We start from the raw sequence: 12,753 nt of genomic DNA, 5'->3' as shown, positions 1-12,753 counted from the left end.
GGTTGCGCGGCTTAGCAGGCGCGGTAATGGCGCAATTCCGCCAGGCGCTGGTCCAGTTTACTCATCAGCAAAGCTTGGTGATGGCGCAGTAACACCGAGTCGCTGGGGCGCGGGGGTAGGGTGGCTTCGATTTCGTGGTGGACCAGGGAAATGACATGCCGCCTCAGAACGGCATCTTCAGGCAAAAAAGGGTGGCTTTTGGATTGGTCGAGTTGTTGTGCAGCGTGGTGTTCTCCGGCGGATGCCTGGCAAACGCCGCGCCAGCAAACAATTAAAGTCAGGGTTAGGACGGCTAATAATGCTTCGATCATGGGTATTACTCCAAATATAACTAAATATTAAAAATTGCTACAACAATACTTCGGCGGATGACGCCGGAATGCTCTGTTGCTTAAACCACTTCGATCATGGCTACGGTGCCGTCTTCCATGACTTCTGCCATGTGGCCGGCGGGTTCCTCGATAAATTGCACCGCCAGTGCAACCACGACAGCCGTACCGGCGATGGTCAGAAAAAAGGCTTCCGGTGTGACGAACGACAAGACTGTTAGAAAGGTGACGCCGCCCACATTGCCGTAAGCGCCGACCATGCCGGCAATTTGCCCGGTCATGCGGCGCTTGATTAAGGGCACCATCGCGTAGACGGCGCCGCATCCGGCTTGGACGAAAAATGAACATAAGAATGTCACGGCAAACGCCAGGGCAATCGGCCATGCCGAATTGATTTGCGACATAGCGGCATAGCCCAGCGCGCAACCGATCACGCACACGCTCAGCGACAACTTGCGTCCGAACTTATCGCTCAGCCAGCCGCCGCCAGGCCGGGCGACTAGGTTCATGAACGCGAAGCTGGATGCCAATAGGCCGGCTTGCACCGGGGTGATACCGTTCTGTTTGAAGGTTTCGTGGAAAAACAGCGGCAGCATGGAGACCACTGCGAGTTCGGAGCCGAAGGTCACCAGGTATGCCAGATCCAGAATGGCAACCTGCTTAAACTTGTATTGGTGTATCGGTTCAATGGGTTGGGTGAGATGTTCCTGATTAACGTGCACGATTTTGTACAAGTTGTAGAGAAACAATAGCCAAATCGCTATGTAAATGCCGATGGTGGTGTCACCGGATAACAACTTCATGCCGGTTGGCGACAGTTTCCAAGTCAGCAAGCTTAACGCTGCATACAAGGGAATGGTCATCAGGATGTAGAAGAACAGATCCCAGATGCTGGTGACTTCCATGGCGCCGGCTTTCTTGGGTTTGAAATACGTTGAACCTTTAGGCGTATCGCTGACGCTGAAAAAATAAATCACCGAATAGAGCAAAGCCATGATACCGGTGCAGGCAATCGCATAACGCCAACCGTTTTCGCCGCCGAATGCCAAGGCCAATGACGGTAGGGCGATGGCGGCCGCGGCTGAACCGAAATTGCCCCAGCCGCCGTAGATGCCTTCGGCAACACCCAGTTGTCTGGCCGGGAACCACTCGCCGACCATACGGATGCCGATGACAAAGCCGGCGCCGACAAAACCCATTAAAAATCTCGCCAGGGCCAATTGCTGGAAGTCGTCGGCGGCGGCAAACATGAAGCAGGGAATGCTGCTGATCGCCAATAACGTAGAGTAGGTGCGTTTGGGGCCAAATTTATCCACCAAAATACCGATGGCAATCCGCGAAGGGATGGTCAATGCCACGTTTAATATCAGGATGGTTTTAATTTCGGCTTGGCTGAGTTTAAGGCTCTCGGCAATCGCCAACATCAGCGGTGCATGGTTGAACCAGACCACAAAGCTGATGAAAAACGCCAGCCAGCTCATGTGCAAAATCTGCATTTTGCCGGTAAAGCTAAAAAGATTGAGTTTGCTCGAGGACATAACTTACCTTTGAAAAGTGGAGGATAAAATGAATTCCGCTGGCCGGATCGAGCGTCGGAAATTCGTATCAAGTAGCTTGTATGTACAAGCTATTGCTCCCCTTGAAAAGGGCTTATTTACTCATGAAGTGTGGGTGTCCTGAAACGAGCGAAGGCAAGGCACAACAGACGAGTAAATCGCTTAGCTGAAGTTGAATCAGCCTATTTCCAACGTCGTTGTTGAAGGGAGCAGAAGGTGCAGCGTTGCACGGACTATATGATAGCACCCATTATGCCAAAGTATTCAATTCCGCTGTTTGGCGTGAATGCGGAATGAGCCGGCTAAGCAGTTTTGCAGACCCTAATCGTGGAGGGGTTTGGCTCCGAGTATCAAAATGCCGAAGTGGGTTCAGGCCGCTTCGGCGGGTGTCTGTGAGTCGCGAGTGGCTGGTGTTCAATCAGCTTAGCAACCCGGCCCTTTTTACCAGGGGTATTCCGCTCGGGCTGAGCTCGTCGAAGCCCGGGCTGGTGCGGCCTTTGGTAAACTCTGTATCTTCAACGGCGTTGAGGCGAACGGTATTTAGGGCCGGGCGAATGAGCTGCACACGTTTTGCGATTATTAGCTGGGATCAGACTTTTTTCACAAATTCAGATTTCAACTTCATCGCGCCGATGCCGTCGATTTTGCAGTCGATGTCGTGGTCGCCGTCCACCAGACGGATGTTTTTAACTCGGGTGCCGACTTTGACAACGAGTGAAGAGCCTTTCACTTTCAGGTCTTTAATCACGGTGACGGTATCGCCGTCTTGCAGCAGGTTGCCGTTGGCGTCCTTGACTACTTTCGCCTCATCGTCGCTGTCACTGGCGGCATCGGCTGACCATTCGTGGGCGCAGTCCGGGCAAATATTCATGGTGCCGTCGTTATAAGTGTATTCAGAGCCGCATTTTGGACAGTTAGGTAAATCGTTCATGGTTGTTCCGTTGTTTTGATTAGCTGCGAGACAGTAGGTTTAATATAAAAAATCCAGATTAGCCGCATCCTTTAAATCATAAACTCCATTATGCCAGCCGGGATAAGAGCATCGACAGGCAGTGATCACTATTTTCGAGCTATTTTAGGTTTGGCTATCAACCTTTCCGGCACCCGGCTGAAAGGTTGATTTATAACGCAAGCGGCTGTAACGAGTTCTTTGCTCGGTCTAGCGGCTGCCATTTTCTGGAATGACGAATCCTGGGTATTTAAGCTAAAGCGACGAGTATCCGGACGTTCAGTCCGGTATTGGAACCCGCTGGCTTTGTGCAGTCGAATATGTACTTTGCTTAATACCGGGATTCGACGGCAAATCATAACCCGGCTTTAGGGATTATTGGTATCTCGCGTCGATTTAGTGCTGGGAAGCCGGTTTCAGGCTATGTTGCATTTTTGGCGAAACCATAACTCATCGAAACGCGAATGGTCGACCAGCCAGGAGCTGACGGCGCGGAGAATGATAACGGTAAAAACGCATCTGTTTGGCCCATTGCCGAAAGTCTGACATGTCGGTGTTTTAAGGTTGCGACAAATCGTCGCACTTTTTCTGGACAAAGCGATTTAAGTGCACTAGAATGCGCCCACCTTGACTTAGGTCAATACGAGCTGAAAAGCTTCGTATCTATTGGGGGAGGGAATGCGACCGTGTAACGGTACAACAATAATAAAAGCGCAAGCTATTAACCTGCTATCACAGATAACAGGCGTCCAAAAAACATAAAAATAACACCGGACGAAGCCCACTTAATCGTGGGCTTTTTTATGCGCCAATTACCATAAACCTGTTTGTTATTTCAGATGGCCGAAAAATCAGATTCGCTTCCACAAGATATTATGGAAGCAGAGCGTTTCATTGATGAACTAATGAACGACACCAAGCACCCGGTTCACAATCATGCTCATCCTTTACACAAGGAATCGGTTAAAGCATTAGATGAGTTGATGCAGAGTCTGGATGCAATGCGCCATGAGTGGTTGTCTAAGGGATAGTTCAGAAAAACGCACGGATTTGTTTATTCTGACGTCCTAGCTGTTCGTATGCTTTTCTTTATGGCTAGCAAATATATCTTTATTTTTTCTCAAAAACGGATATAATCGTCGGTTCGAGTATGTTGCAGTAACAAAGCGCATTAATAGTGTAGGGAGATAGTATGCTTATCTTGACTCGTAGAGTAGGAGAGACCTTGATGATTGGTGACGATGTGACTGTTACAGTTCTCGGGGTAAAAGGAAATCAAGTTAGAATTGGCGTAAACGCACCAAAAGATATATCTGTTCATAGGGAAGAAATCTACGAGAGAATTAAGAAAGAGCAGTCTGAAGCAGGGAGTACGGAAGGCTGATTAAGTTATAGGAGAGATGGCCGAGAGGCCGAAGGCGCTCCCCTGCTAAGGGAGTATGTGCCAAAAGCGCATCGAGGGTTCGAATCCCTCTCTCTCCGCCACTAAATTAAAGTTTGACAAAGAATAACAAAAATAAGACAATAAGCGGCTCAGATAAGCGCCCGTAGCTCAGCTGGATAGAGTACACGGCTACGAACCGTGCGGTCGGGAGTTCGAATCTCTCCGGGCGCGCCATTTGAGTAAATTACCGAAATTAATCCCCTGTAGCTCAGTCGGTAGAGCGGGTGACTGTTAATCACTAGGTCGGCGGTTCGAGCCCGTCCGGGGGAGCCAAATAATTAAGGCCTCACATGTAAATGTGGGGCTTTTTTTTGCCCGCTCCGGACCTCCGCTGATCCGAGGGACGTCTAGCTTCATCCAGTTCTGTCTATCTGATTCGAATATCCAAATTCGGTTTGGAATCAGATCAGCAACCCATTCAACTTGAAATCGACCTACTGATAAAATCCAGGGCAAGGATTTTTTAATGGGTTTGATAGACTATTACCCATCGGACGCCGTTTCCAATTAATTCTAAGATAGGGAAAGTCACCAAAAATGAGCTACAACGAAGCTGAAACCCGTTATTGGTTGATCGATCCCGTTCTGCGCGATAAAGGCTACGACGACGCCGGCAAGCTAAAATTGGAAACACCTGCACCGGTGGAAGCCATCGGCCACAAAGGCCGCAGACGTCCCGGCGGCGGTCGCACTGATTATCTACTTTGCGTACAAACGCCCGATGCCACCAAACCGCTACCCGTCGGTGTGCTGGAAGCCAAAAAGGAAGAGGCCGACCCGCTGCAAGGCATGCAGCAAGCCAAGGCCTACGCGGAATGCAGTCGCTTTCATGTGCAATACGTATTTGCCACCAACGGCCATCGTTATGGTGAGTTTGATAAAACTACCGGCCTACAAACCGGGCCGCATGCGTTCAAAGAACACTTTCCAACGCACACTGCGCTAACCCAGCGCTACCTCAACGACACCGGCATCGACCTGCATAAACCGGAAGCGGCGCTGTTATTCACCGCCGACAGCAAAGCCTATCCCAAGAGCCGCTATTACCAGGATGCCGCGATTCGCGCCGTGTTCGAGAAGATCCTGCATTGCGAACGGGCACAAAAGCCGTGTCGTGTTTTGCTGGCACTGGCCACCGGCGCTGGTAAAACGGTGATTGCCGCCAACTTGCTGTGGCGCCTGCAACAAGCCCAACGCCTGACCAAACCCGCATTATTTTTGTGCGACCGCGACGAACTGCGCACCCAAGGCTATAACAAACTGAAAGCGGCCTTTGGCGATAGCGCCCGCATCGTCCAAACCGCCAACGGTCAAAACGCCGCCAAAAACGCCCGCGTGCATATCGCCACCTATCAAACCTTGGGTTTGGATGATGAAGAATCCGGCGCCAGCAGTTTTTTAACCGATCACTATCCGCCCGATGCCTTCAGCGTCATCATCATTGACGAATGCCATCGCTCCGCCTGGGGCCGTTGGTCGGAAGTCTTGCTGCGTAATCCTAATGCGGTGCAAATCGGCTTGACCGCCGCGCCGCGCCAGTTGCGCGAATCCAAACAGCAAACCGCCGACGATGCGGCCATCACCGCCAACAATCTCAAATACTTCGGCGAACCGGTCTACGAATACACCCTGATCCAAGCGCAAGAAGACGGCTACCTCGCCGCCTGCGAAATCGTCAAACGCCAGGCCAGTATCGACAACATCAGCTATACCAAGCAACAAATACTCGACCTCAAACCCACCGACCTTCACACCGGCAAAGCCATTTGCGAGACGGATTTAAAAAAAGACCTCTACACCGCCAAAGACTTTGACGACGAAATCTTTATCGAACTGCGCACCCCCACCATGTGCGCAGACTTGTTCGAGCAACTCTGCCGCCACGGCGGCCCCGAGCAAAAAGTGATTATTTTCTGCACCCGCGACATTCATGCTGATCGCGTCGTGCAACAGATGAACAACCTGTACAGCCAATGGTGCAAACAGCACGGCAAAACCCCGAAAGACCTGTACGCCTTTAAATGCACCAACAAAGGCGGCCGCGACCTGATCCAGCCCATGCGCGGCTCCGGCGAACGGGCTTTCATCGCCTGCACGGTCGATCTGCTGGCAACCGGCGTCGATATCGAACGCCTCAATGCCGTGGTGTTCTTCCGCTACCTGGAATCCAGCATCTTGTTTTACCAAATGGTCGGACGCGGCACCCGCATCGACGAAGACACCCAAAAATACAAATTTTGGCTTTACGACTACACCGGCGTCACCGACTTATTCGGCACCGATTTCATCACCGCGAACAGCTCGGGCAAAAAGCAAAAGCCGAGCGGCGATGAAGATGACGAGGATGACGACGGCGGTGATGAGGGCGATGGCGGACAAGGCCATCAGTCCTCGGTTGCAGAGATCAAAGGCCAATACGTTAGCGTCACCCCGCAAGGCCGTTACATTCTGACCCGCCGCGACGGCCGCGACGTGCAAATCCCCAGCGACGAATATCGTCGGGAAATCCTGCAACGTGTGGTCAGCGAGGCACACGATCTCAATCAGTTTCGCCAATTGTGGATAGAAGCCAAAAAACGTCGGCAATTGATCGACCATCTGCTGGGGGACCATTACTCGCCGGAAGTACTGCGCGAACTGGAAGACATGCAGGATTTTGATTATTACGACATCTTCGCCCACCACGGCTACCGCGCCCAAGCCTTGAAGCAACCGCAACGCGGTCAGGCGTATATCGACAGCAATCAAGCCTGGTTCGACGCCATGCCAAGCGACAGCGCCATGGTGTTGCGCGGCTTGGGTCAGCAATTCGCGTTGGGTGGCACCGAAGCTTTGGAAACGCCGACGCTGTGGGACGTGCCGGATATTCAGCAGGCGGGTGGTTTGGAGGCGTTGAAGAAACTGGGGAAACCGGTGGAGGTGATTTTGCAGGCTAAGGGAAGGTTGTTTGGGGTATGAGTTTGAAAACAAATAGGCTAGAAAAGTTAGCGACCATAATTATGGGGCAGTCACCTTCAGGTGATACGTATAACGATTCTGGGCAAGGACTACCTTTTTTTCAAGGTAAGGCAGAGTTTGGAGATACTTATCCAGTCGCCCGTAAATGGTGCAGTTTTCCAATAAAGATTGCTGAGGCAGAAGACATTCTTATTTCTGTGCGTGCACCAGTTGGCTCTATAAACCTGGCAAACCAGAAATGTTGTATTGGAAGAGGACTTGCAGCGATTAGAGTAAATCGAGAGTTTTTGGATCGAGATTATCTTTGGCTTTTTCTCCGCCATTCGGAATCTTATCTTATTAGCAAGGGGCAAGGCTCTACCTTTGAGTCAATCAATGCGTCAGACTTATCTGAATTGGAAATCCCTTTTTCCGATCTTAACTCTCAGCGCAATGTGGCGACGCAACTCAAAACCCAACTCGCCGAAGTCGAAACCGCGCGGCAGGCTTTAGAAATTCAACAGCACGAAATTGTCAAACTTGCCAATGCCTATATTCGGCAAGGCATCGAGCATTCCAAGATTAGCGAATGCCCGTTAGGTGATGTTCTGGATGAAGTGAAAAAGGGCATTGGTGAACGTTGGGCCGATTACCCGGTATTGGGTGCAACCCGTGAGGGCTTGGCCCCGGCCAAGGAGCCGCCGGGCAAACAACCGCAACGTTATAAACCGGTTTTCTCCGGCACCGTGTTTTACAATCCAATGCGTATCCTGATCGGCTCGATTGCCTTTGTCGATGACGACGATCAGCCCGGCATCACCAGCCCGGATTACGTGGCGTTGCAGGGCAAGCCGGGAATAGTCGACTCCCGCTGGTTTTATTACTGGCTACGTTCGCCTTACGGTGTGCAGTGCATCAATTCGCTGGCGCGCGGTGCAGTGCGCGAACGGATGTTGTTTAATCGCCTTGCAGAAGGCTTCATTCAACTGCCACCATATTCCGAGCAAGTCCGAATATCCGCTGCGCTGAAACAATTGCAACCGGTCAAGGCGGCCATTAAACAACAGCTCGACGACTTGAATAAAATCCCGGAACGGTTGCTGGCTAAGGCCTTCGATTTTAATCACGAAAGGAGATCGTCATGACCACCAAACATATCGCCGAACAGCACCATGCAACCTTCGAGAGCATTCGTCACTTGGATGACGACGGCAATGAGTATTGGCATGCTCGTCAACTGGCTGTTGTGTTGGAATATTCACAATATCGTCATTTCTTGCCGGTTTTAGAACGCGCCAAGGAAGCTTGTAGGAATAGCGGGCAAGACGTTGCCGACCATATTGAGGATGTCCTCACAATGGTCGAAATCGGCTCTGGCGCAAAACGGGAAGTAGCGGATGTACGCTTATCACGCTATGCCTGCTATCTGGTGGTGCAAAACGGCGACCCCAGCAAGCCGGTGATTGCCAATGGCCAAACTTATTTTGCCATGCAGACTCGGCGGCAGGAATTGGCGGATGACGAACAGTTCGCCCGGCTTTCCGAAGATGAAAAACGTTTGGCCATTCGTAATGAGCTGGCTTTACATAACAAACAACTGGCCGCCGCGGCCAAGGATGCCGGGGTGGAAACATCGCTGGATTACGCCATTTTTCAGGATCATGGCTATCGCGGCTTGTATGGTGGGTTGGCGGCCAAGGATATTCACGCTCGTAAAGGTTTGAAAAAAAGCCAGAAAATTCTGGATCACATGGGTAGCACCGAATTGGCCGCAAACTTGTTTCGCGCCACCCAAACCGAAGAAAAACTGAAACGCGACCAAGTCAAAGGTAAACGGCAGGCCAACCAAACGCACTTGGAAGTGGGTAAAAAAGTCCGTCAGACCATTAAGGATTTGGGCGGGACAATGCCGGAATCACTACCTACGCCGGGAAAAAGTATTAAACAAATTGAATCGGCGCGGAAGAAACTGATCAAGTCCGACGATACTAATGAGTAATTTGAATCTATGAGGATAGAAATTATGTTGCAACAACAGCTGATTGAAGAAATCAAACAAATTCCCAGCGATAAGCTGGGCGAGATTTACGATTTGGTGCATTACTTTCGCCTGGGTTTGGAGCGAGAAGCATCGCAGCCTGCCGCTACCGGACAACGACGTCCCATAGGCCTGGCCAAAGCCAGTTTTAAAGTGCCGGATAGTTTTTTTGCACCGTTACCAGCGGATTTGCTGGATGAATTTGAAGGGCGCTAAGTGAAAGTTTTATTGGATACCTGTGCTTTTCTCTGGTTGGCCAGCGATGACGCGGCATTGAGCGAAAAGGCCAAGACCGTGTTTCAAGATCCTGATAACACGGTGTTGTTAAGTAGCGTGTCGATTTGGGAAGTGTTGGTCAAGCATCAGTTGGGAAAGTTGCCACTACCCCTGGCACCCGAAGCGTTTGTTCGCCAACAATGCCGCGACCATTTGATCGATTATTTGCCGCTGGATGAAAAGGCCGTTTTCCAATTAAGTCGTTTGCCAACCTTACACCGCGATCCTTTTGATCGCATGTTGATATGCCAAGCGATGGCACATGATTTGGTCATTTTGACTGCCGATGGTCTGATTAGCCAGTATCCCGTCGCGACGTTGTGGTGAGAAAAAACATGCTTGAAAAAGTTAAATCGGCACGCCGCGCCAAAGCCCCCAAAGCCATCGCCTCCACGCAATCGCTGTCGTCTTTCGTCAAAGCCATTTGCGACGTGATGCGCCGTTCCAACTGCGCCAGCGCCTTGCAGTACGTGCCGGAACTAACTTGGATTCTGTTTTTGCGCATTCTCGATGCTCAGGAGCAAAAAGCCCTGGAACAAGCCGAAGCCTTGGGCAACGACTATTCGCCGGCTTTGCGGGCGCCGTATCGCTGGCAGGATTGGGCGGCGCCGTATTCCGAGAAGCCGGATGCGCCGAAAACGCCGGAAGGTTATCGGTTTGGTTGGAAGCGGCAAGCCTTGTTCGAAGCCGGTGAAGGCAGTCTGTTCGATTTCATCAATAACCAATTGCTGCCGCATCTGCATCGGCTGGATGTCGATCCGCGTACTCAACTGCCTAATGCCAGCGCCAGCCCCAAGCAGCGCGTGATTGGCCGCATCATGACGGCGGTGGAAAAGGTGCGCGTGGATAGCGAAACCAATCTGTGCGACATTTTCGACAAGGTGCATGAAATCCACATCGATCATATCGACGACACCCATTTCTTTACCCTGTCGCAAGTCTATGAAGATTTGCTGCTGAAAATGGGCGAAAAGAACTCGGACGGCGGCCAGTTCTTCACGCCGCGCGAAGTGATTCGGGCGATGGTGAATGTGCTCGATCCGCAGCCGGGCGAAACGGTGTACGACCCCTGTTGCGGCACCGGCGGCTTTTTGGCGGTGGCTTACGAGCATATCGCCCATCAACTGGGGCAGTCGCCGGCCTCGACGGTGTTGGAAACGCTGAAGCACGATACGTTTTTCGGTCGGGAAAAGGAAAATCTGGTATTCCCCATCGCCTTAGCCAATCTGATTTTGCACGGCATAGACCAGCCCAATCTCTGGCACGGCAACACGCTGACCGGCAAGCAAACCTACGACGGTTTATTCGAGCAAGCGCCGGCGACGTTTGATGTGATCCTGACCAATCCGCCGTTTGGCGGCAAGGAAGGCTCGGACGCGCAGAAAAACTACGATTTTGAAACCGGCTCCACGCAAGTGTTGTTTGTGCAGCATATCCTGGACGAATTGAAAGCGCCGCTGGACGGTAAGCCGGGCGGACGCTGCGGTATCGTGCTGGACGAGGGTTTGCTGTTTCGCACCAACGAAAGCGCCTTCGTGGAAACCAAACGTAAATTGGTGGATGAATGCGATTTGTGGTGCATCGTTAGTTTGCCGGGTGGGGTGTTTTCCACCGCCGGCGCGGGCGTTAAAACCAATCTGCTGTTTTTCCGGAAAGGCAGCAAAACCGAGCGCATTTGGTATTACGATTTGTCGCAAGTCAAAGTCGGTAAAAAGTCGCCGATGACGTTGGCGCATTTCGGTTTTGATCGACACGGCGGCCTATTGAGCGATGCCGAATTGCCGTCCACACTGACGGCCGACTGGCTGGCGGTGGAAGAAAATAAAGACAAGCTGTTTCCATCATTTGCCCGTTTGCTGGCGAAACACGGCACGCCGGAGGCCGACAGCGATTTTTCCTGGACGGTCGATTTCGCCGCCCGCCGCGCCAAAGCCCGGGCAGACCTACAGCCCTTTATCGACGAAGCCAACCGGCTAACCGAAGAACTTTTGCCGTTACGGGAAATGTTGAAGGCATTGAAACGCGACAAAGCCGGCAAGGACAAAATCGCCGCTGCGGAAGATGCGATTAAAACCAAGGAAAAAGCCATCCGCGAAGCCCAGGCCAAAGCCAGCGACATCGACGCCGCCGTTTTCGACCTGAAAGCTGTGAATCCGCACGCCAAAGCCGTTATTGATACCCGTACCGTGCAGCAGATTATCGACAACATCAATCATCAAGGTGAGATAGTCGCGCGGGCTATGGCGAATTTAGCAGCCATGATCTAACGCTGTGTCGTTCCGAATGCATGGTAATAACCTGGGTTTGTAACATCGAACGAAGGACTTGTGCATTTTGCTCAAGTGCTAGGAATTTTTGTAAATGCTGTTGAACTCGCTTTTTGTCACATTGATGTCATAAGGTATTTGTAAGCTAAAGCTTCAAATAAATAAAAATATGAGTCAGGAAAATGAGCGAATTTTTCAACAAGAAGCCGATGGAGCTTTTGGAGATTGAACAAGTGGTTAACGAATTGATGGAAGACTTGAGCCACCCGGTGAATAACAAAAGACATCCTTACCATCGAGATTGTGTTCAAGCGTTTAATGATTTGATGGCACATGCGGACACTATTCGGCAGCACTGGGCTTCTCATTAGAACGATCTCAAGGCTCTACGGTCATCGGCCATGCTCACGCCAGAAGTAAAGCGCCCGGTTTTGGAGTGGCTGTCGCGTAGGTATAGGATTACGCTAATGATTGTTGTAGATCAAAAAATCCTTTATTTTTAAGGCTATAGTGGCTGCGTCTTCACAGCACAATAGGTTCAGAAATACGATGACGGCAGAGCTGCAACTTAAACGTTACCATGTCTTTTTTGAAGATCTTACGCACCCTGGATTCGGTTGCCATCGCGATGAATCCGGCGTCGTAATGATCACGCTTTATCGATTGCGCTTATCTATTTATGGTCGGACATTCAACCGCCGTTGGAAGTAATCTCTTATCGCACGCTGGACAGCTTCTGCACATCTCGTAGAGGCCATGGCGTGTTGCAGTTCTTGAATCGTGGTATTTAGGGCTTTCAGTTGATGGTTTTGACTGGCTTAGCCATCCCAACTTTCCCGGTAGTAGTCATTGGCTTTTGGCCTGAATCGATTTTTGCCGTGGGCCGGCATCTGTTCGTCTAATTTTCAATGTTGACTATAATTTCCAGCGATTCCAGTTCAGTTTCAGGATACCTGG

The 12,753-nt window shown here is 51.1% G+C and carries 12 protein-coding genes and 3 tRNA genes; 12 read left to right on the top strand and 3 right to left on the bottom strand.

Annotation, left to right across the window (positions count from 1 at the left end; all coding sequences use genetic code 11):
• Window positions 1-11: 11 nt before the first annotated feature.
• The 3 genes from ACR02O_RS19630 to ACR02O_RS19620 all read right to left on the bottom strand — a co-directional run bounded on the left by ACR02O_RS19630 (window position 12) and on the right by ACR02O_RS19620 (window position 2,816).
• On the bottom strand, window positions 12-311 hold the full coding sequence (locus tag ACR02O_RS19630; RefSeq protein ID WP_494522259.1) for a hypothetical protein: 300 nt from the start codon (window positions 309-311) through the stop codon (window positions 12-14).
• An 80-nt stretch (window positions 312-391) separates the two neighbouring features.
• Entirely contained in the window at window positions 392-1,867 is a 1,476-nt protein-coding gene (locus ACR02O_RS19625; protein WP_494522258.1) for a NarK family nitrate/nitrite MFS transporter, read from the bottom strand.
• Between the two features lie 607 nt (window positions 1,868-2,474).
• Window positions 2,475-2,816 (bottom strand): zinc ribbon domain-containing protein YjdM, encoded by a 342-nt coding sequence (locus ACR02O_RS19620; protein WP_494522257.1) that lies wholly within the window; start codon window positions 2,814-2,816, stop codon window positions 2,475-2,477.
• Window positions 2,817-3,673: 857 nt separating this feature from the next.
• On the opposite strand from ACR02O_RS19620, the gene ACR02O_RS19615 reads away from it, so the two are divergent.
• From ACR02O_RS19615 to ACR02O_RS19560, 12 genes are all read left to right on the top strand, one after another.
• Window positions 3,674-3,865, top strand: coding sequence for a hypothetical protein (locus ACR02O_RS19615; protein WP_033157950.1), 192 nt, complete (start codon window positions 3,674-3,676; stop codon window positions 3,863-3,865).
• Between the two features lie 161 nt (window positions 3,866-4,026).
• Window positions 4,027-4,218 (top strand): carbon storage regulator CsrA, encoded by a 192-nt coding sequence (csrA, locus tag ACR02O_RS19610; RefSeq protein WP_020482891.1) that lies wholly within the window; start codon window positions 4,027-4,029, stop codon window positions 4,216-4,218.
• Between the two features lie 10 nt (window positions 4,219-4,228).
• Window positions 4,229-4,319: transfer RNA gene (locus ACR02O_RS19605), tRNA-Ser, on the top strand.
• A 56-nt stretch (window positions 4,320-4,375) separates the two neighbouring features.
• Window positions 4,376-4,452: transfer RNA gene (locus tag ACR02O_RS19600), tRNA-Arg, on the top strand.
• Between the two features lie 23 nt (window positions 4,453-4,475).
• Window positions 4,476-4,551, top strand: a tRNA-Asn gene (locus tag ACR02O_RS19595).
• A 264-nt stretch (window positions 4,552-4,815) separates the two neighbouring features.
• A complete protein-coding gene (locus ACR02O_RS19590) occupies window positions 4,816-7,236 on the top strand; it encodes a DEAD/DEAH box helicase family protein (protein ID WP_494522256.1) in 2,421 nt (806 codons plus the stop codon).
• On the top strand, window positions 7,233-8,360 hold the full coding sequence (locus tag ACR02O_RS19585) for a restriction endonuclease subunit S (protein ID WP_494522255.1): 1,128 nt from the start codon (window positions 7,233-7,235) through the stop codon (window positions 8,358-8,360). The genes ACR02O_RS19590 and ACR02O_RS19585 overlap by 4 nt, the downstream gene beginning before the upstream one ends.
• Complete coding sequence (gene dinD, locus ACR02O_RS19580) at window positions 8,357-9,214, top strand: DNA damage-inducible protein D (protein ID WP_494522254.1); 858 nt, start codon at window positions 8,357-8,359, stop codon at window positions 9,212-9,214. Before ACR02O_RS19585 ends, dinD begins: the two co-directional genes overlap by 4 nt.
• A 24-nt stretch (window positions 9,215-9,238) precedes the next feature.
• A complete protein-coding gene (locus tag ACR02O_RS19575; RefSeq protein WP_033157925.1) occupies window positions 9,239-9,469 on the top strand; it encodes a hypothetical protein in 231 nt (76 codons plus the stop codon).
• Window positions 9,470-9,856 carry a type II toxin-antitoxin system VapC family toxin gene (locus ACR02O_RS19570; protein ID WP_319962893.1) on the top strand — a complete coding sequence of 129 codons (387 nt, stop codon included), beginning with the start codon at window positions 9,470-9,472 and terminating at the stop codon, window positions 9,854-9,856.
• 8 nt (window positions 9,857-9,864) lie between these two features.
• Window positions 9,865-11,796 carry a class I SAM-dependent DNA methyltransferase gene (locus ACR02O_RS19565; RefSeq protein WP_494522253.1) on the top strand — a complete coding sequence of 644 codons (1,932 nt, stop codon included), beginning with the start codon at window positions 9,865-9,867 and terminating at the stop codon, window positions 11,794-11,796.
• A 182-nt stretch (window positions 11,797-11,978) separates the two neighbouring features.
• Window positions 11,979-12,167 carry a hypothetical protein gene (locus ACR02O_RS19560; protein ID WP_033157922.1) on the top strand — a complete coding sequence of 63 codons (189 nt, stop codon included), beginning with the start codon at window positions 11,979-11,981 and terminating at the stop codon, window positions 12,165-12,167.
• Window positions 12,168-12,753 lie beyond the last annotated feature (586 nt).

This window comes from Methylomonas sp. PHL2-19 (genome assembly GCF_059331595.1).
The sequence above is the reverse complement of the archived record's forward strand: the minus strand, read 5'-3'. Positions and strand labels throughout refer to the sequence as shown.

Bases quoted from the DNA above. Each gene is read 5' to 3' on its own strand.
- dinD (WP_494522254.1), top strand. From the start codon at position 8,357: ATGACCACCAAACATATCGCCGAACAGCACCATGCAACCTTCGAGAGC.
- ACR02O_RS19590 (WP_494522256.1), top strand. From the start codon at position 4,816: ATGAGCTACAACGAAGCTGAAACCCGTTATTGGTTGATCGATCCCGTT.
- ACR02O_RS19585 (WP_494522255.1), top strand. From the start codon at position 7,233: ATGAGTTTGAAAACAAATAGGCTAGAAAAGTTAGCGACCATAATTATG.
- csrA (WP_020482891.1), top strand. From the start codon at position 4,027: ATGCTTATCTTGACTCGTAGAGTAGGAGAGACCTTGATGATTGGTGAC.
- ACR02O_RS19565 (WP_494522253.1), top strand. From the start codon at position 9,865: ATGCTTGAAAAAGTTAAATCGGCACGCCGCGCCAAAGCCCCCAAAGCC.
- ACR02O_RS19620 (WP_494522257.1), bottom strand. From the start codon at position 2,816: ATGAACGATTTACCTAACTGTCCAAAATGCGGCTCTGAATACACTTAT.
- ACR02O_RS19615 (WP_033157950.1), top strand. From the start codon at position 3,674: ATGGCCGAAAAATCAGATTCGCTTCCACAAGATATTATGGAAGCAGAG.
- ACR02O_RS19575 (WP_033157925.1), top strand. From the start codon at position 9,239: ATGTTGCAACAACAGCTGATTGAAGAAATCAAACAAATTCCCAGCGAT.
- ACR02O_RS19560 (WP_033157922.1), top strand. From the start codon at position 11,979: ATGAGCGAATTTTTCAACAAGAAGCCGATGGAGCTTTTGGAGATTGAA.
- ACR02O_RS19630 (WP_494522259.1), bottom strand. From the start codon at position 311: ATGATCGAAGCATTATTAGCCGTCCTAACCCTGACTTTAATTGTTTGC.
- ACR02O_RS19625 (WP_494522258.1), bottom strand. From the start codon at position 1,867: ATGTCCTCGAGCAAACTCAATCTTTTTAGCTTTACCGGCAAAATGCAG.